Annotated in this window: 7 protein-coding genes; all 7 read right to left on the reverse strand. The window is 29.3% G+C overall.

Annotated features, from left to right (window positions below; translation table 11 throughout):
- Window positions 1-391: 391 nt before the first annotated feature.
- A complete protein-coding gene (locus H527_RS0107055; RefSeq protein ID WP_051316674.1) occupies window positions 392-1,156 on the reverse strand; it encodes a thioesterase II family protein in 765 nt (254 codons plus the stop codon).
- Window positions 1,131-3,512 carry an outer membrane beta-barrel protein gene (locus H527_RS0107060; protein WP_027412051.1) on the reverse strand — a complete coding sequence of 794 codons (2,382 nt, stop codon included), beginning with the start codon at window positions 3,510-3,512 and terminating at the stop codon, window positions 1,131-1,133. Before H527_RS0107060 ends, H527_RS0107055 begins: the two co-directional genes overlap by 26 nt.
- Before the next feature lie 75 nt (window positions 3,513-3,587).
- Window positions 3,588-8,300, reverse strand: a complete 4,713-nt coding sequence (locus H527_RS0107065; protein ID WP_027412052.1) for a non-ribosomal peptide synthetase — start codon at window positions 8,298-8,300, stop codon at window positions 3,588-3,590.
- Between the two features lie 92 nt (window positions 8,301-8,392).
- Complete coding sequence (locus H527_RS21615; RefSeq protein WP_051316675.1) at window positions 8,393-9,364, reverse strand: TauD/TfdA family dioxygenase; 972 nt, start codon at window positions 9,362-9,364, stop codon at window positions 8,393-8,395.
- 458 nt (window positions 9,365-9,822) lie between these two features.
- Window positions 9,823-13,203: a non-ribosomal peptide synthetase gene (locus H527_RS0107075; protein WP_027412053.1), complete on the reverse strand. Its 3,381-nt coding sequence runs from the start codon at window positions 13,201-13,203 to the stop codon at window positions 9,823-9,825.
- Window positions 13,203-21,170 (reverse strand): non-ribosomal peptide synthetase, encoded by a 7,968-nt coding sequence (locus tag H527_RS0107080; protein ID WP_027412054.1) that lies wholly within the window; start codon window positions 21,168-21,170, stop codon window positions 13,203-13,205. Before H527_RS0107080 ends, H527_RS0107075 begins: the two co-directional genes overlap by 1 nt.
- The coding region (locus tag H527_RS0107085; protein ID WP_027412055.1) for a non-ribosomal peptide synthetase at window positions 21,167-21,963 on the reverse strand (797 nt) is incomplete at its 5' end. The genes H527_RS0107085 and H527_RS0107080, both read right to left, overlap by 4 nt.

Here is a 21,963-nt window from a genome sequence, read left to right on the forward strand (position 1 = left end):
AGCTTACCAAAAAAGATAGTGCACCCATATTTTTTGCTATCTATCTTATGATTTTGTCTCCTTAGACACCAAATTTTACTTGTTACTGCTATGGGTTGATATGTTTTTGACTTTTATATTTAACTAGGCATAAGAAAATTTATGTCAATCAAAGTAATTTTTAATAGAAAATTGTACTTTGGTAAAACTCAGCAGAACTATCGAATACGAGTAATCTTTCAATTAAAAACCTTGTCATCTTGAGCTTATCGAAAGAGCGATACAATTTTTCTTGTTACCCTATGAAAAACTCCTCAATTTGACGGCTTTTTTAAACCAAATTTTTAGATCGAGCTCACGTTATTTACGACTACTAAGCGTCCTACATTTAAAGAATGCATAACTGGAAATCTTACGGTACAATAGCAACAGTACATCTGTCTATAATGATCTGCGCTAATTCTTTGGGATAATCATGTATAAAAAAATGGTTTCCTTTAAAAATTTGTGAGCTAAAACTCTTTGAAGTAAAATTTTTCCAATTTTCAATTCTGCCTTTCTTCTCTTCTTCAGATCCCATCAATGCAAAGATAGGTGCGTCAATTTTAATTTCTTCTTCAGAAAAATCATCTTTTTCTAAAATTTCAAAATCTGCTCGCATTATCGGTCCAAAAAAATCATATAGTTCTTCGGATTCTAAAACCTCCTCAGGAACTCCTCCTAACTTTCTTAGTTCTTTTTTAAAGTCAGAATCGTTCATCAAATATCGCTGTTGTTTTACTTCTAATTCTTTTATTCCTGGCCCTGGATTTCCCGAAACAATTAAATGTAAAGGAAGATCTCCTCTTTTTTGCATTTCGTTAACTACGGATAATCCAAGTGTAGCTCCCATACTATGCCCATAAATTAAGTAGGGCTGATCATTTCTTAGCGACTTAACTTGATTTACATAATCTTGTATTGCTTCTTTTTTATTTTTAAGAGGACTTTCTTTAAACCTTTTACCTCTTCCTGGTATTTCTAAAGGGATAAAATCTATATCTGTATTTATATAGCTTCTTAAGAAATCAAAAGAATAGCAGCTACCTCCTGCAAAATGAAGCAAAAACAACTGCATTTTATTTTGTGGAAAACTTAACAATCTACTTTTATTAATTTGCTCTTTTTGTTTCTTCATCATTTCCAAATTTTCTGTCTCTAACTCTTATCTTTCTATTTCCAAAATTATACGATAATGAAAACCTAAAAAACCTTCTACTATAGTTACTTGAATAGTTGACTTCTACATCATCAACTTCAGAAACAATATTATTCATACTACCCGTATCGAATATATCCTTAACATATAAAGATAATCGTAGATTATTTTTAAAGAAGCCTTGTTTTATTCCTATATCCAGACCGTACCTTTCTCCATAATCTAACAATCTATCTTTATAAGGAGAACTATAAAAAAGATCAACTTGTAATTTGGTAGATTGGCTTAGAGAAAATGTGTTATAAGTATCTAAGTATAATTGAAATCCATTTTTTGGTTCCGCATCCAAATCAATATCAAAATCAGATTTATATCCTATTAAAAATACCTGATTTTGACTTTCCCACCAAGATATTTTATTAAAGGTATATATTTCACCTATTCCTCCTTTATATCCTGTATAATAATTACGTCGAATTACTGCTTGTATATTATTTTCTTTATCCGCAGTAAAAACTGTTCCAAAACCGTTAGATGTTGTACTAAAGAAAATATTTGTAGTTAATACTTCTTTATGTGTATAATTAAATTCAAAACTATCTGTAAAAGAAGGCTGTATAAAAGGATTTCCTTCTGAATATGTACTACTATTGGTAAAAGTTCTGAAAGGATTTAAAATTCTAAAACTGGGTCTTTTAATTCTTCTCCCATAATTAAACGAAAAATCATTGTTTTCATTTTTTTGATACGCAATATAAAATGTTGGAAACAATTTTAAATAATCATTTTTATTTGTTTGATCTAAGGTTTTAGAGAACCCCTCGGTAATTGTATTTTCAACTCTTAAACCTACTTGCATTCTCCACTTCTTTTTTATTTCTTTTGAAGCATTTAGATATAATGCCTGTACATCTTCTTTATATTCAAATTCATTAGATAATATAGGATCAAAAACTGGTTCTCCTGTTATAGTATTAAGACTTACTAAATCATTTACTGTTTTTATAAAACTTAACTTAGCTCCATAGGATAGATTTATTGATTCAAAAGGGTGTTCTATATCTACCTTTCCACTAAAATTATCTATGCGTTGGTTAGATGAATTAATAGCGGCTTGATTTATATTTAAAAAATTGTCATCCGGGGACAATGTATTAACGATATAATCTCTTTTTAATTTATTGTCATAGTCAAAATAATCGAAATCAAAAGAGGCTCTTCTTCCCAAAGTATCAATTTTTGAGATTAAATGAAAGTTATATAAATGGCTATTTATTTCACTCTCATTTTTACCAGAACTATCAAATATTGAATCTAGTCTATTTGTACTGTTAAAAATATTAGTTATTGTCTTATCTTTTCTATCTGGTCTATTAAAATTACCTAAATATTGGGCTCCAATCGATATCATTTTTGAAACATCATAATCTAAAGAAATTCGACCTGAGAGGTTATCTTTTTGCTGTTTTGCCTTTATTCTAGCATCCCATGGACCATTTGGATATTTTGTGATAAAATCTTCAATTTCTCTTATTGCTCCTATATTTCCATTAACACTTAAACCTAATTTGACTTTATTCTTACTGTATAAAAAATTATTTGCTACATTAAAAAAGTTGTATGTATTTTGGTTGTATGCTACTGTCGTTGAATTTTTCCAAGAATTTCTTACTCCTTTTTTATAGATTATATTGATTAGACCTCCGCTTCCTGCTGCTTCATATTTTGCAGGTGGATTTGTAATAACTTCAATTTTTTTAATCTCTGAAGCGACAATAGAATTTAAAAAAGTCACTAACTCTTCTCCTGATAGTTGTAACATACGACCATCTACCATAACCCGAGAGGCACCTCTACCAATCATACTAATTGCATCATTCTCTACAGTAACTCCTGGAGCAACACGCAGAGCATCTAAAGCGTTACCACCACTAGCTGCAATACTATTTTCTACATTAAATATCAATCTATCTGGTTTTCGCTCAATCAATCTTTTTCTGTTTTTTATAACCACCTCATCTAATTGCTCTGTAGATGGTTCTAAAAAGATATCTTCAAGAACCTGACTGTTTTCAATAACAATTTGCTTTTTTAATTCTTTATATCCTAGAATATTTATTTCAAGTGTATAAGAACCTTTATCCGTCTCTAAAATAAAAGATCCGATTTGATCGGTTATATCGTAAGTTTTAATAGTATTTATAGAATCTTTTAATACAATGCTAGCAAAGGAAACGGGACCATTAGTATCTTTAATCAATCCGCTTATTTCTATTTGAGAAATTCCTGTGAATGAAATAAGAGATATTAAAAATATGAGTTTTAACTGTTTCATTATTATTTTGATTTATTATTTTAATTTGTTGTTTATTATTTTTTCTCTTAAATAATGGTTTACTCAAAGTTCTTATTAAACTAATATTAAATCTTTAAGACCGAGGATTCTTTTCTCTATAAAAGAATTTAGGCTAAAGTTTTGTTGGTTATTTTCGTATGTTTTTTTTGGACAAACTAACCGTAATGATATCCCATTTTTGAATACTACACACACTAATCCTAATCCATAAAAATCATCCCACCAAAATTTTTCTAAACTAATAGATGTTTCTGTATTTGTTTGATTTTTTTCTATCTCTCTGTTTTTTTGAAAACTAAAATTAAAATACCCTCTTATATGCTTATCTATATCCAGCTCTGAAAAATCTTTTCTAATAATCCCATAAGGTATTTTTTGATATAGTCGAATTTTTAGGTATTGCTCATACACATCATAAACATGTTCTTTAACCGATTTACCAGCAGCCGAGATAATTGGTAAAGGCAAGAAATTAGTAGTAACTCCCAATACTTTTGTAATATCGATTTCTTCATAGGACTCTTCTTTTCCATTTACTGCTATCATTTGCATACAAGAATTCTTTACATCTAATTCTTCTAACAAGCTTTGATGAGCTCCCAGAAATAATGCTGTTATAGGTAATTTTAGATTCTTTACTATTTCATTTATTATTTCATACTGTTCGCCAATAATTGTAGTATGCTGTACAACATAATCTGAAAATTCGTTTTTAATGGGTATTTTGGTTTCCACTAAATGAAGATTTTTAAGGTAGTTTAGCCACCAGTTTCTTTGAGTGATCCCTTTTTTTGAGTTTAAAAAATTTTTCTGCCACAAAGCAAAAGAATCGTTAGAAATACTAATTTTTGGTGTTTTTGGCTGTTCTAAATTAGCATTTAAATTTTCTAGAAAATCCCCAAAGGTATCCACATCTAATAGAGCATGTGCTATACTAAAACGTAAATAAGCAGTATTCAAGTTATCTTTATCAACCACTATAAAAACACGAATTAATGCTGTTTGATCAAAATAGTTAAATACTTTTTTTAAAAAAGAATTTGATTTTCTTTCAATTTCTACTTGATGTTTTGGAAGAAATCCTTCTAGTATATTTATATCTAACTTAACCTTATCTTTTGAAACTTGCTTTTGTAAAATTTCATCTTCAAATTCTCTTTTCTTAAAACTCACTGTAAGTGAAGGATAGAAGCTTAAAAGATTACGAAATTTTTCTTCAAAATTATTTTTAGAAAAATTAGATATTACTATCGTATTTGATGATATCATCGCTGAAGGTTTCCTTAAAAAAAAGATTTGATTTTCTGAAACTAAATTATATTCATCGGATGATATATTTTTTTTAGTTGCATTTTGATGTACCCCATCGTTTAACTCTTGTATTTGTAATTCTGATTTTTTTTGTAGCTTACCAACCTCTATGGTGCTTTTATCAATTGTTTTAGCCATATCTTCTAGTATTGGATTTTCTATACTATCTCTAACACTAAGATTATATCCTTTCTTCTTTAAAAGACTTATTAATTGTATAGATTTTATAGAGTTTCCTCCTAGATCATAAAAGTTATCTTTAACACCTACCGTTTTAATCCCTAGTATTGATTGCCATATAATCGCTAATTTTTTTTCTTCTTGGGTAACTGGTTTTATATACTCTTTCTTGTTATAAGAATTTTCATCAGGACTTGGTAATGCCTTACTATCTATTTTACCATTGTTTGTTAATGGTATTTTCTCTAGTTGGACATAAATTTTAGGAACCATATACTCTGGTAACTTTCCTTCTATAATTTGCCGTACTTTTGTGAAATTAATTTCTTTATTGCTAACTAGATAAGCTACTAAATGTTTTGACCCGTATGCATCTTTTTTAACTATAACTACGGATTGCTCAATATCTTGAATCTGTTCTACTGCTAATTCTATTTCTCCTAGTTCTATTCGGTATCCACGGATTTTAACTTGATGATCTATTCTTCCTATAAATTCTACATTACCATTGGGTAACCAACGAGCCAAATCTCCAGTCTTATACAATCTTGCTCCTTTTTTAAATGGATTATCAATAAATTTATCTGATGTTAAATCTGGTCGGTTTAAATATCCACGAGCCAGTTGTGTTCCTCCAATACATAATTCTCCTATAGCTCCTACTGGCATTAGTTGTAAATCTTTAGAGAGTATCAAAAACTCCGTATTTGATACAGGCGTTCCTATTGGAATATTCTTAGAATCTATTGCTGCAGCATTTGTTATTTTAAAAGTCGAAGCACAGATACTTGCTTCTGTCGGACCATACGCATTGTAATAACTTCCTCCATAAAATAAATAAGAAATAACTCTTCTGTAATCCGATGCTTCTCCTCCTACTATTAATGTTTTTACATTTTTAAAGCTTTCTGGTTTCATTATATGAAAAAAAGAAGCAGGCAACGTTACTATATCAATAGCATTGTCTTGAATATATTGTCCTAATAAATAAGGATTATTTCGTATTTCTTTATTCGCTATAAAAAGACTTGAACCAGATAATAAAGTATTAAATATCTCAGAAATAGAGACATCAAAAGAAAAAGACATAAACTGTAGTACTCGCAGATTACTGGTAATATTAAAAACATCAATATGTGCCAAAATTGCATTTAAAACAGCTTTATGTTCAATCATAACTCCTTTTGGATTACCCGTAGATCCAGAGGTATAAATTACATAAGCTAGACCATTTGGTGAGGCATAATTTATATTCTCTAAGTCATAATTTACTACATCAAAAACACTGTCTATTACTAATAGTGAATCATTGAAAAATTTTATATCAGATATATAAGAATCATTAGTTATCAAAACCTTAATATTAGCATCATCTATAATGTATTGTTTACGATCTAACGGATAGTTTGTATCTATAGGAACGTATACTGCTCCTGCTTTTAAAATTGCCAAAAGACAAACAATACATTGTTCACTTTTATCTAAATGAACTCCAACAAAATCTTCTTTATCAATATTGTACTCCTTTATTAAATAATTTGCTAATTGATTAGATTTCTTTTCTAACTCTATATATGTTAGTGTTTTATTTCCAAATACTACTGCAACAGTCTCTGGAGTATTATTTGCTTGTTCTACAAATAATTCTACTACTGTTTTACCTAATGGATATGTTACTTCTGTAGCATTAAAGACATCTAATATTTCATAACGATCTTTTTTGGTTAAGAATTCAATAGTACTTAGGGCTGCTTTTGGAGAGGATAGTAAATTAAGCATTAATTGCTTAAAATGTTGTATCATATTAGATATCATATCCTCATCATATATATCTGTATTATAAATGACATCAAGGGCAATTACATCTTCTAACTTTGTCGCATGGAATTCTATATCATTTTTACAAACAGTATTTCCTCTGTCTTTAATCTCATCTAACAAATGATCTTCTACACATGTAGTATTTTCAATATTTTTGTGTAGTTCCCATGAAATATCAAAAAGAGCTGTCCTGCTTTGATCATATTTTATTTCTAAATCTTCTACCAGTTTATCAAAAGCATATTCCTGATGTCTATAGTCTTCTACTGTATTTTCCTTAATTTTTTGATAATACTCAATAAAACTATCTGTTGGATCTATCGTGTTTCGTAAAGCTAAAATATTTACATAAAAGCCTATTTGATCTTCCAAATCAGGATGTGTTCTACCAGCAAATGGACTTCCTATAATTATATCTTTGGCAGAGGTATATTTGTGTAGTAGAATATTGATCCCAGATAACATCAACATAAATAGATTTCCATTATTTTCTTTAATAAATCGATCCAGTTTTTTGGTAACATCCTTAGAAAAATACCCTCCTAAACATTTTCCATTATATGTTTTACTCTTTGGGCGAGGTTTATAAGATGGTAAATCAATTATAGGTAGTTCTCCTGATAATTTTTCTAACCAATATTCTTTATGTCTTTTTTGAGTATCATTATCCGATTGTTCTAATTGCCAAGCTGTATAATCCTTGTATTGTATTCGTAAAGGAGAAATATCCGGGGAAACACCAGAGAGATAAGCATTGTAATATTGCATAATATCTCTTGATAAAACATCTGTTGACCATCCATCACTAATAATATGATGCAAATTATAATAATATATATATTTATCTTCAGATAGTCGAAGTAAACAGACTCGTAATAAAGGCCCTTTTTCTAAGTCGAATGGTTTGTAAGAATCATTCTTAACATACTCTTTTGCAATTACCTCAGCATCTTTCCCTCTACAATCTTTATAACCAATAGCAAGATTAAGTTCTTTTGAATTTAGAACAAATTGCCTTATTTCACCTAAATCATCTACTTTAAATACAGTGCGTAATATTTCATGTCTTTCTATAACAGAATATATAGCCTTTTGAAAACATGTAATATCATACACTTTATCTAGAACAATCGTGTTTGGAATATTGCATGCAATAGAAGCTTCTTCTAATTGGCTAACCAACCATAACCTGCGCTGTGCGTTAGAAATCTTATAACTATCGGATTCAGGGATCTTTTTTATATTTATAAAATCCGATCCTAAAGAAGATCTCACATCTTTTTCTAAAAAATCTATAAGTTCTGTTTTATTTTCTTTTATGATTTTAATAAGATCCGGAGGTAAAATAATATTTTTATCTTTCTTTATTGCAAGTTTACCATGATCAACAAACAAATTAATTCCTTTTACTTGCGCTGCATAAACAATTTCTATTGGCTTAATATTATTCTGCATTATGATGGTTTATAAATTTATATTATGAATCTGGTATTGACTTTAAAAAGCTTATCGTTTAAAACGATTTCTTTCAATAAACAAGTATGCTATTAAAATAAAGAGGTAACTATTTTTCTGTTTCCTTCATAAGGATTTCTTCCATGGGAACATAACATGTTATCTAAAAATAAAACATCTCCTTTTTTCCAAGGAAATTCTATAGTAGATTTTTTGTATGCATTTATAATTTCTTCAATTTCTTCTTTTGTTATCTCTGTACCATCCCCATAAAAGGTATTATTAGGAAGTTGATCTTCATTTTTGACTGAACCATAATAATCTTTTTCAAGAGTGAATTTATTGAAGAAAGAAGCATGGTTAAACCATGATAATTGTTTAGTTTTAGGATGTTCCCAAATTGCTTTTTTAACCCAAGTCAATTCTAGATCTTCTTCACTCTTCCACCTATAATCAATCCCAGTTCTATCACACTCAGATTCTACATGGTTTTTATCATTGGATTGAAACACCTCTTGCCATGAGAGTCCTATATTTTTATTTAAATTTCTTATGTATCTCACTCCTTTTTCTAAAAATTTTGTTTTAGTTTCTTTGCTTAAAAAACTTAATACTAATCGATTATCTGCTATTGGGGTTTCTCCTCTTTCTGTTGCGGGATTAATACAACAAAATATAATATACCCTGGATGTCCGTTCGGCATATATGATGCTTCACTATGCATATTAATACTAAAGTCTTTTGGATAACTTGTACTGGTATATACATTTTTACCTACAGAAAATCTTGGCGAAGATCTAAATGCATATTCTAACGAATCTGTATCAAACAACTTACTAATCTTTTCAAACTTTGCAACTGTATTTATATTAAATCCACGAAACAATATGGCTCCATGCTCGCAAAGTTTATTATCAAATTCTTGTTTGTTATTAAAAATCCAATCGTTTAAATTAGTATTATTTATACTAGCTTCTTTTATAAAAGGGAAAGCCTGCTTTTCTTTTATTTCTAATACAGAACATTCTCCTATTTTACTGTTATTTGTTATTTCTTTTTCCATTATATATTTTTTTTTAATTACATATAGTAAATTTTAGTGGATCCTAAAAAAACACTTCTCTGTAATACATTATGTTTTTAAAATGATGACTATGTCTTGTTAAGAAAACTATGATTGGTATTTTTTAATTCCAATCATGTACTGAAAATCTATTACAGCTTGAAGTTACTACAAGCACAGGTGCTTTATTATGTTTTATAAATTAATCATAGTCCTTGAATTATGCTCTAATTAAACTGCTATACTGAGATTAAAAATTAGATTAATTTGCCTACTTATATGATTTATATAATTAACAATCTTTTAGCAAAATCGATCTATACATCCAGTGGTAGATCGCGTTTTTGAGGCAAGCCTTAAGGAATTAAAGATTAAGAAGTTTAAATAGTATTAGATCCTTTACAGAACTGCATAAATATGATTTCTTCACACTTTAATTTTTATAATAAAAGGATATTTTAAATGTGTAGCACCTCTTCATCTATAGATTCTTTTTTATCACTATTTATAGTTATAATATCTATAAATTGTGCTTGCGACTGAAGTGTTGGGTGTTTAAATATCGTGCTAATGTCAAATTTCACGTTACATGTCTTTGTTATTGCAAAAGATAATTTAACTGCTAGTAAAGAATGTCCTCCTAATTCGAAGAAATCATCCAAAACACTAACTTTATCAAGTTCTAGAATCTCTTGCCATAATAGTACGAGTTTTGTTTCTGTATCACTAGATGGTTCTATAATTTTTTTCTGATTATAAGCACTATCCTTTGGAGTTGGTAATATCTTACGATTAATTTTACCGTTATGCGTTAGTGGCATTTTATCTATTGGAACATAAATTTTAGGAACCATATACTCAGGCAATTTTTTTTCTAATTCCTTTTGTAAAAACCTAACATCTGTTTCTTTTGCAAAGATAACATACGCTACTAATTGCTCAAAATCATAGTTATCTTTTTTAACTAAAACGACAGATTCCTCTATACTTTCTAATTGATTTAATGCCGATTCGATTTCTTCTAATTCTATCCTATAACCTCTAATCTTTACTTGATTATCTTTTCTACCTATAAAATTAATGTTGCCATTAGGTAACCAGCACCCGATATCTCCGGTTTTATATAATATTTCTTCTTTATTAAACGGATTATTTACAAATTTTTCTTTGGTAAGTTGTGATTGATTTAAATAACCTCTAGCGACTCCTTCTCCTCCTATATAAATCTCTCCTTCTACACCTAAAGGAACTAATTGTCTTGAATTATCTAATATATAAATACTCGTATTATCAATAGGTTTACCTATATGTATCGGTTCTTCTGACTTTTTAATTTCACAAACAATACATCCCACTGTAGCTTCTGTAGGTCCATATTCATTATAGATTTTTATATTCGGATTTATTTGTTGTAATATTTTAATATGGACTTCTTTAAGCTCTTCTCCTCCAACGATAACCATCTCCAAGTTTGAGTCTTTAATTTTCAACTCTTTTAGTAAACTTATATGAGATGGCGTAATTTTAATACATGAAATATCACTGGTCAAATATTCTTTAAGTAATTCTGATACATCCGAATTTTCATTGAATACTTTTAAAGTACTTCCATTTACCAAAGGAAGAAAAATACTTGTAATCGTTAAATCGAAAGAAGGAGATGTAAATAATCCAAAATTTTGATTACGAAAATTTTCCTCTAAATAATTCTCACTACACCACTTTATATAATTTACTAAAGAATGATGTTCAATCATTACTCCTTTTGGATTACCCGTAGATCCAGAGGTATAAATTACATAAGCTAAGTTATTAGATAATCCAAAAAAGGTGTTTTCTTTACTATATAAAGTTGGGTCAAAATTTACATCAATTGCTAATAGTGCACCATCATAATAATCTGTATCCAGCATATAAGAAGTATCTGACAGCAATAAGCTAATCTTTGCATTTTCTACGATATACTTTTTACGCTCCTTTGGATAATTAGTATCTATTGGCACATAAACACAACCAGCCTTTAAAATTCCAAAAATGGATATAATATACTGCTCACTTTTATCTAAATGCACTCCTATATAATCTCCTTTTTGGATTTTATATTCATCTAGCAAACAATTTGCAAATTGATTAGATTTCTCTTCTAATTCTTTATATGTTATTGCTGTATCTTCAAATACTACAGCTATTGCATTGGGTATTTCTTTTGCTTTTTTTACAAATAAATCTATTACAGTCTTATTTTTAAAACTATTTAAATTTTGAGTATCGTTAAACTTATTTACTAATTGTTGCTCTTCTTCTCTTGTTAAAAAGTTAACTTTATTTATACTTTTTCCTGATTCTTCTATTAACGCTTTTATTAGCCTTTTGTAATGAATTATTAAGCATTCTATCATTTCCTGATCGTATATATCCTGATTATAATTAATCATAATATTAACTCTCTCATCAGCTTCTGTAAGATGAAGCTCTAAATCAAATTTCACCACACCACTACCAAGATCTTGTATTTCTGTATCTTCCTTAAAACTTTTACTTGTTTCTGAAATACCGTGATAATCTACTAATATATCAAATAAAGGGTTTCTACCAATATCTCTTTTAATACTTAAATCTTCTATAAGTTTATCAAATGGATATGTCTGATGTTTGTATGCTTCAAGAATATTTATTTTTACTTTATCATACAATTTCTCAAAAGTGCTTTCTGGATCTATTTTATTTCTTAGCGCTAGCGTATGTAGGTAATACCCAATTTGATTTTCTAAATCCGGATGATCTCTACCACCTACTGGGTTACCTATAGTTAAATCTGTTAGTCCTGTGTAACGATATAATAAGACATTCCAGGCTGCAAATAATCCCGAGAATAAACTCCCTTCCCTTTCCTTGGTAAAGCTCTTTAATTTCGAGGTCTCTTCTACAGAAAGTTCCGTACTAATACTTTTACCATTGTAACTTCTGTTCGTTGGTCTTTTCTTTTTTAATGGCAGATCTATTACTTCTACTTCTTCTGTAAATTGAGAAATCCAATAGTTTTTATGTTCTTGAAAAGTTGATTTATTTTGTTCTTCTAATTGCCAAATTGTATAGTCTTTATAATTAATATTTAGCGGTAATAAATCAGAAGGGATTCTGGACAAATGAGCTTCATAAAACTTTATTACATCATGTACCAAAACTTTCATAGACCATTCATCACTAATGATGTGATGTATATTATAATAAAAAATAAATTGATCTTTTGTTAATTTAAGTAAGCCTGCTCGTAAGAGAGGTCCATTTTCTAGGTTAAATGGTTTATGAGAGTCTGATTTCACGTATTCCTGCCAAGTAAATTTTTGATTTTTTTCTTCACTAAAATCCTTGAAAATTATCTCAAAATCTAACTCTTTAGAAGAAAGAACATGTTGTCTAACTTCTCCTTCTTCATTTAATTTAAATACAGTGCGCAATATTTCATGACGCTCTATCACCGAGTGTATTGCTTTTTGAAAATATTCAATATCATATGTTCCATCTAAAATGATAGAATTAGGCATATTATACGCTATCGAGCTCTCTTCTGTTTGACTTGCTAACCATAATCTTAACTGAGAATTAGAAACTGGATAACTATCTTTTTCATCACACTTAGGTATTTTCTGATATTTTTTATTCTGAAGCGATGATTCTTTATGTTTAAGAAGGTATGAGACAAGTTCATTTTTTTTACTTTTGATTTCAGAGATCAAATCCTCACTTACTTTATCTTTGGTAGAAAATATCTGTAATTCTCCATCCTTTACGTTTACTATAAGACCTCCTGCCAAAATTTTATTTAGTATCTCTTTCATTACATTATTTGTTTTACGATTTCACTTTTTGAGATTATTTGTTCTTGTTGTATAGAAAAATCCATATGCAATGCTAAATCAGCAATGGTATTAAACTCAAATAAACTTTTAATATCTATTTCTATGTCTAATTCTCTTCTTATTCCAAGAATAATCCGGATAGCACTTATACTATTCCCTCCCAAGTCAAAAAAGTTATCATTTATTCCTATCTTATCTATTTCCAAAACCTCTTTCCATATCTGAACCAATTTGATTTCTGTCTCACTAGACGGTTCTGCATACTCTTTATTAATATCTAAATTTATTACAGATAATGCTTTTCTATCTATTTTACCATTTACTGTTATTGGCATTGTATCTAAGGGTATATAAACTCTAGGAATCATATACTCAGGAAGTTTTTTTCTTAAGTTTTGCTGTATTATTATATTATCTATAGGTTCATCTAAAATAAGATATGCTATTAATTGGTGTATCCCTCTGCTATTTTCTTTTGCTAAGACCACCGATTTACTTATTTCTTTTATTTCTTCTAATACCGATTCTATTTCTCCTAATTCTATTCTATATCCCCTTACTTTAACCTGATGATCTTTTCTCCCTATAAAATCCATATTACCATCTGGTAACCATCTTGCAAAATCCCCTGTTTTATAAATTCGCTCTTCTTTTTTAAAAGGGTGTTCTACAAATTTTTGTACTGTTAAATCTTCTTGGTTTAAATATTCTTTTGCTAGACCAGCTCCACCAATATAAAGCTCTCCCACTACTCCTGCCGGTAAAAGCCTTTTCTGCTTATCCAAAACATAAAAACTAGTATTTTGCATTGGTTTACCGATAGGCACATAGGGTAAATCATTAAGAGTATTTAGTGAATCCGTTTCAAAGAAAGAGCTATCTATAGTCGTTTCTGTTGTACCATAACTATTAACAATTCTCAGGGTACTCCCAAAACGGCTAACTAACCTTTGGTAATCTGAGGTTTGAAGTATATCTGAGCCTAGAATTAAAAGATTCATCCAAGAAACATCTAATTCATTTTCATAAATATAATCCATTAACTCTATGGCAAGAGCCGGAGTCATTTCTATTATATTAATATTCCATTTAGATATTATCTTGTAAAGAGCTACAAGATCAAGCCTTGTTTCTGGTGGACAAAGTATTATTTTACCTCCAAAAAGTAGCCCCCTGCATAAATCACCGGAGAAAACATCAAAAGAAAAGCTTACCATTTGTAATAAGGAAGTTTTGCTATTAAGCTCATATTCTTTTTTCCATGAAAGTGCTATATTTAATAATCCTGAATGAGAAACCACAACTCCTTTTGGTTTTCCTGTAGACCCAGATGTATATACAACATAAACAGCTTGTTCTGAGGAGTAATTATGATCTATACTTTCTATAGATTCTTTACGTATTTTAAAACAATCTTTATCGATAAGAATAACTTGTGTATAACGATTATCTCTTACTAAATAATTATACTCACTATTTGTAACAAAAAAAGAGATATGGCTATCCTCTATAATATAATTAATACGATCTTCTGGATATTCTGGATCTATTGGAATATATGTACCTCCTGATTTTAAAACGGCTAATACAGATACTATCATTTCTAATGATTTATCTAGACAAATACCTACTAAATCTTCTGTTTTAACTCCTTTTCTTTTTAAATAATGTGCCAGTTGATTAGATTTAGTATCCAATTCTTCATACGTTAGTGTTTTTTCTTTAAATACAACAGCAATTGCATCTGGTGTTTTATATACCTGTTCTTTAAATACGTCTACAATCGTTTTATCTTTAGGATACTCTACATTTATTGGATTAAAACTATGTAGTAATTCATGTTTTTCTTCTTTTGTTAAATAATCAATCTCTTTTAAACATAGATCTGATTGTTCTGTAAAAGATTGTACTATATTATAAAAATGGGTTGCTAACTTTTTTATTAATATTTCTTCATACCTATTTTTATTATATTGAAAATGTACTTTAAGGTAAGTTTCAGATATTGCTACTGCAATATTAAAATCATAATTAGTTCTCCCATTAATATCCACAGATTCAAATTCTAAAGTACTGGATCCATGATCTGATTTTTCTTCTAGTTGTTCTTCTATTAATTCTTGTATTGGATAATTCTCAAAGATCATTATATGATCTAATAAAGATACCCCTAATTCACTTTGACCCTGTACAGAGGATAGGCTTGCATAATGATAAGGAAGGCAAGCTATAGCTTCTTCCTGTGTTTTCTTTAATACATCTTTTGGCGTATCATTTTCTGAGTAGTGTATTCTAACTGGTATAGTATTTAAAAACAATCCAACCATTTCTTCTGCACCGCTTAAATCTGCTGGTCTGCCAGAAACTACAGACCCAAATACTACATCTTGAGTATTATTGTATCTAGATAATAAATACCCCCAAACTACTTGTGTAAATGTATTAGGGGTTATCTCTAACTCATTACATAATACATTTATTTTTTCATGAATATTTCCTGTTAGTTCTATAGTCTCATTGTTAAAACTATATTCTTTTAGGGAACTATTAGAATACGCATAAGGAACCTTAGCTGTATTATTATATCCTGACAGATAATTTTTCCAATATGTCATGGTTCCTTCCTTATCAAGCTTACTCAACCATTTTATATAATCAGAATAAGGGTTAACTTTAGATAGATTATGCTTAGATCCTTTTTCGATAGATTGTAAAATTCTATAAAAATCATTGATAAGTATGCTTGTACACCATCCATCCATTAAAATATGATGGTGACTCCATATAAATTCATATTCTTCATTATCTAGATCCAATATAGTTAATCGCATTTGAGAGGATTCTTCTAAATTAAATCCTTTCTCCCTATCCTCAAATTTCATTTTTTCTACCCAAGCCTGTTTATTGTTAGGTTCAATATTGGCTGGAGCTTCTATATGCAAAAAACCACTAGGTACCGATTTTTTAACTACTTGTAAAATAGAATCTGCATATTGACTGATAAAACTAGTTCTCAATATTGCATAACGATCCACCAAAGTATCATATGCTTCTTTGAAATATGCCATATTTAACCCAGCTCCTTTAACCCTATAAGATGCTTGCTCAAAATAAGAGTCTTCTGAAGAGAACCAATGATAATACATTCCTTGTTGCGCAGAAGAAAGTTCATAAATATCCTCCAATAAATCATCAGCATTTAGGTCTTGTAGCTCATCAAAACTTAAATCTGTAAACGTTAAATCTGATGGAGTTAAGTAACTTTCATTTATGGATGATAATTCATTTATTAAGCTAGTCAAATTATCTTTATAAGAATCTATCAAGACTTGCATTGTTTTATCATTATATAAATCTGACCGATAAGAGATCGCCATACTCAACTCTCCTGAACTTACTGAACCTGAGACTCCTATCAAAGCATCCATAATATTTTGTGGATCTATTGCCTCTCCTATATAATCTGATCCATACTCAAATATCGGTGCATTTATTTCTTTATCTTCTACTATTTTATTACCAAACTCTCCTAAATAATTAAATTGGATTGCGGGAATAAGATTTGAAGAAAATCCTTTTTTGAGATGCTTTAAAATCCCGTAACCTATCCCTTTATTAGGAATTTTACGAAGATTATCCTTTACTTTTATTAAGTTTTTTGATCTCTCTGAAGATTTTGAAACCTCTAATATCAAAGGATAAATTGAAGTAAACCATCCAACAGTTCTATTAATTTCTACATCTTCTAAAATATCTTCTCTACCATGACCTTCCATTTCGACAACACTCTTGCATATACCAAAAGTATCTTTTAATGCTAATCCTAATCCAGCTAGTAAAATATCGTTAATTTCTGTATGATAAACATCATGAATACTTGTTTGCATTATTGATGTAATTTTTTGATCTAATGTAAAAGACACACGTTTATCCATACGCATCTTATCTTCTCTCACGCCTTTTTCTATAGGAAAATCTGGAATATTAGAGGTATGTAGGTTATTCCAATAATCATGTTCACTACTTAATTCTTTACTTTGGGAATATTCTTGTTGTAATGACGCCCATTTTTGAAAAGAATCTGTTTTTAAAGGAAGAGAGATCTCTTTTCCAGATTGATATTGTTTGTATACCGTAGATAAATCCTCTAACAATATTCGCCATGATACTCCATCTATTAATAAATGATGACATATTAGTGCTAAACGATCTCCATCTGAGAGTCTAAAATGGCCAACTACAAATAAGGGACCGTTAGAAAGATCTAGATTAGATTGTAAATCCTGACATAATTCCCCCATCATTTTCAAACTATCCTTTTCATTACTAAGATCATGAAAATCTATTTTAAAGCATTCCTCTGTATATTTACGGTTGTTTTGTATCCAAGTATTATTTTCCTGATGATATACCATTCGTAAAACATCATGGTGTTTTACTAATTGTATTATGCTTAATTTTAAAAAATCGCTATTTAATTTTTCATGACTTTTTAAAAGTAAAGATTGATTAAAATGACTAGGATTCACTATCGATGGATGTTCAAACAAAATATGCTGTATGGGTGTCAGAGCTACTTTTCCTTCGACTTCGGATTGATCTATAACTTTACTTACTTTTTTCATTAAAGTAGCCATGTTTTCTAATATTGGCATAGATAAAACATCTCCTACTTTAAGAGTATAGCCATGCTCTCGGGATCTGGCAACTATTTGTATTGATTTTATAGAATCTCCGCCAAGGTTATAAAAATTATCTTTGATACTAATCCCTTTTACTCCCAATACGGATTCCCAAACAGAAATCAACGCTTTTTCTTCTTCATTTGTAGGTGCTATATATTCTTGTTTATTATAGGATTCTTCATCAGGAATTGGTAATGCTTTTCGATCTACTTTTCCATTATGTGATAGCGGCATTTTATCTAAGGAAACATAGATTTTTGGCACCATATATTCTGGAAGTTTATCTTCTAAATCTTCCTGTATTTTTCTATGATCTAATTCTGTGTCAGAAATTATATAAGCCACTAATTGTTTTGAGCCTCCAATATCTTCTCTTGCTACGACTACGGATTGTTTTATCGCATTAATTTGATCAATTACTAGTTCAATTTCTCCTAACTCAATACGATGTCCTCGTATTTTAACCTGATGATCCTTTCTTCCTATAAATTCTATATTACCATCTGGTAACCAACGAGCTAAATCTCCTGTTCTATATAATTTTTCTTCTTTTCTAAATGGATTTTCTATAAATTTTTCAGATGTTAAATCTGGTCTATTTAAATATCCTAGCGCAAGTTGTGAACCACCAATACATAATTCTCCTATAGCTCCTACTGGCATTAGTTCTAAGCTTTCTGAAAGAATAAAAATTTGGGTATTTGCAGTTGGTTTACCGATAGGTATAACTTTTGAATCTAATACATTCGTATTTGTCATTTTAAATACGGTAACACAAATACTTGTTTCTGTTGGACCGTAAGAATTATAATAATGCAACCCATCAGATAATAAAGAAACTACCTTTTCATAATCTGATGGTTCTCCACCTGTTATAAGTTTTTTTAAACCTCTCAGTTTTTCTGGCTTCATTATCTGAAAATACGATGGAGGCAAAGTAGCTAAGTTAATATTATGGTCTTCTATATATTCTTCTAATAATCTGGGATCACTACGCATTTCTTCACTTGCTATGAAAAGGCTAGCCCCAGATAGTAGAATATTAAAAATTTCAGAAATAGAAACATCAAAAGAAAAAGAAGTAAACTGTACTGCTTTACAATTGCTTGTTATATCGTAAATATCTATCTGGGCTAAAATTGCATTTAAAACAGCTTTATGTTCTATCATAACTCCCTTCGGTTCTCCGGTAGATCCAGAGGTATAGATAACATATGCAAGATCATTTGGTGTAGTAAAGATTTGAATATCTGAATTATAGTCAAAGTTTTCAAACTCTACATCTATTGCCAATAATGCCCCATCAAAATAAGGTAAATCAAACATGTAATTTGTATCGGTAATAAGGAGCTGTATATTTGCGTCATTTATAATATACTCTTTACGACCCGAAGGATATCCAGTATCTATTGGAACGTAAATTGCACCAGCTTTTAAAATTCCTAATAAACAAACTATATATTGTTCGCTCCTATCTAAATGCACTCCTACAAAATCCCCTCTTTTAACACTATGTTCAGTTATCAAACAATTTGCCAATTGGTTAGATTTTTCTTCTAATTCTTTATAAGTAAGAGATGCTTTTTGAAATACAACTGCAACAGAATTTGGTGTCTTTTTTGCTTGTTCTACAAATAAATCTACTATGGTTTTATCTTTAGGGCACTCTATTGTATTTGTATTAAATACTTCTAGTATTTCATGGCATTCTTCTGGAGTCAAATAATCAACATCAAGAAGTTTCTCATCTGGAGATAATAATAAATTAGATAATAATTGCTTAAAATGTTGTAACATATTTGATATTACTCCCTCATCATAAACATCATCATTATAAATAATATCCAATGCAATTACATCTCCTAACATTGTAGCATGAAACTCTATGTCATTTTTACTAATTGTAACTCCCTTACTTTCGATTTTATTAAGTATATCCTCTCTTATGTCTGTTGAATTTATATTTTCATTACTATTATGAAGAGTAAATGAAATATCCGATAGAGGGGATCTGCTTTGATCATATTTTAATTCTAAATCTTCTATTAATTTATCAAAAGCGTATTCTTGATGACTAAAGTCATCTAAAACTATTTCTTTAACTTTTTTATAAAAATCAATAAAACTCTCTTCTGGATCAATCTTATTACGAAATGCTAATATGTTTACATAAAAACCTATTTGATCTTCTAAATCCGGATGTGTTCTACCTGCAAAAGGGCTTCCAATAATAATATCTTCTGCAGAAGTATATTTATGTATAAGAACATTTATTACAGATAAAACAAACATAAATAGACTTCCATCATTTTTTTTGATAAATTGGTTTAATTGATTTGTAAGATCTTTTGAAATGAAACTATTTAATCGTCTACCACTATTGGTTTTGATCTTAGGTCTAATTTTATAGGATGGTAAATCTATAACTGGAAGTTCTCCTGATAATCGATTAAGCCAGTGTTTTTTATGATCTTGATATGTTGTATTATTTAATTGTTCTAATTGCCAGGCTGCATAATCTTTATATTGTATTCTTAATAAAGGAACTTCTGGGGTTTGATTAGAAACATAAGCTTTATAATACTGCATTACATCTCTGGCTAAGACTTCCATAGACCAGCCATCACTTATAATATGATGCAGATTATAGTAAAACATATATTTAGTTTCAGACAACTGCAATAAACATGCTCTTATTAAAGGCCCTTCTACTAAATCAAAAGGCTGGTAAGAATCTTGTTTTATATATGATTTTGCTTCTACCTCAGGGTTTTCTCTTTCTTTATAATCTTGATAGGTAATAGAAAATCCTAATTCCTCAGAAGTTAGAACATATTGTTGCACATTTCCTCTTTCATCTGATTTAAATACTGTGCGTAATATTTCGTGACGATCTATAACAGAATACACTGCTTTTTGAAAACAAGCTACATCATAAACGCCATCCAAAAAAATAGTATTTGGCATATTAAATGTATTAGCTCCAGACACGAATTGACTTGCTAGCCATAATCTGCGTTGTGCATTAGATAAAGAGTAACTACTACTCTCTTTGCATTTTGGAATTTCCTTATATTCTTTTTCTTGAAATGATAAATCTTTATTTTTGGTTAAATATTCTATAAGCTCTTTTTTATGAGTTTTAATCTCTGATAAAAGATCGCTATCTATATTTGTCTGAGAAGAGAATAACTGTAATTCTCCATTATTAATATCTACTACAATTTTTTCATTAGATATCTTTTTCAATAACTCAATCATAATTCTATCATTTTTAATTCTTGATTATCTGTTTTGATTTCTTTTTGGTTTTTAGAAAAGTCTATCTGAAATGCCAGATCTACAATGGTATCAAAGAGAAATAGATTTTTAATTTCCATATCTAAATCTAATTTCTTTTTAATTCTGGAATTAATTTTTATTGCATTTAAACTATTACCTCCTAATTCAAAAAAGTCATCTTTAATACCTATTTTTTCTATTCCTAATACTTCTTGCCAAATTTCTGCAAGTTGTTTTTCTGTCTCTGTAGATGGTGCTATATATTCTTTCTGCCTGCTTAAAACATCTGGTACTGGTAATGCTTTTCTATCAATTTTCCCATTAGTTGTAAGAGGTATTGTATCCAACTTTACATATAAATTAGGAACCATATATGCTGGTAGCTTTTCTTCTAATACCAACATCAAACCTTCCTTAATACTGTTGATATCCCCAAACTCTTTAGAAACTATATATGCTATCAATTGTTTAGAACCACTAGCATCCTCTTTAGCCAAAACAACTGACTGTTCTATATTATACAAGTCATTTAATACCGATTCTATCTCTTCTAATTCTACTCGATATCCGCGGATCTTTACCTGATTATCCTTTCTACCTACAAAACCAATCGTACCATCTGGTAACCATCGTGCCAGATCACCTGTCTTATATAATCTACCTTCTGATTTGAATGGATGATCTATGAATTTCTCTGCTGTTATAGCTTCTTTATTTAAGTACCCTCGAGCCAAGCCTGATCCATCTATACATAATTCCCCTACAACTCCTC

The sequence above is a fragment of the Aquimarina muelleri DSM 19832 genome (assembly GCF_000430665.1).
Taxonomy (GTDB): Bacteria; Bacteroidota; Bacteroidia; order Flavobacteriales; family Flavobacteriaceae; genus Aquimarina; species Aquimarina muelleri.

Excerpts from the sequence above, each read along its gene's own strand:
- H527_RS0107055 (WP_051316674.1), bottom strand. The coding sequence starts at position 1,156 with ATGAAGAAACAAAAAGAGCAAATTAATAAAAGTAGATTGTTAAGTTTT.
- H527_RS0107060 (WP_027412051.1), bottom strand. The coding sequence starts at position 3,512 with ATGAAACAGTTAAAACTCATATTTTTAATATCTCTTATTTCATTCACA.
- H527_RS0107065 (WP_027412052.1), bottom strand. The coding sequence starts at position 8,300 with ATGCAGAATAATATTAAGCCAATAGAAATTGTTTATGCAGCGCAAGTA.
- H527_RS21615 (WP_051316675.1), bottom strand. The coding sequence starts at position 9,364 with ATGGAAAAAGAAATAACAAATAACAGTAAAATAGGAGAATGTTCTGTA.
- H527_RS0107075 (WP_027412053.1), bottom strand. The coding sequence starts at position 13,203 with ATGAAAGAGATACTAAATAAAATTTTGGCAGGAGGTCTTATAGTAAAC.
- H527_RS0107080 (WP_027412054.1), bottom strand. The coding sequence starts at position 21,170 with ATGATTGAGTTATTGAAAAAGATATCTAATGAAAAAATTGTAGTAGAT.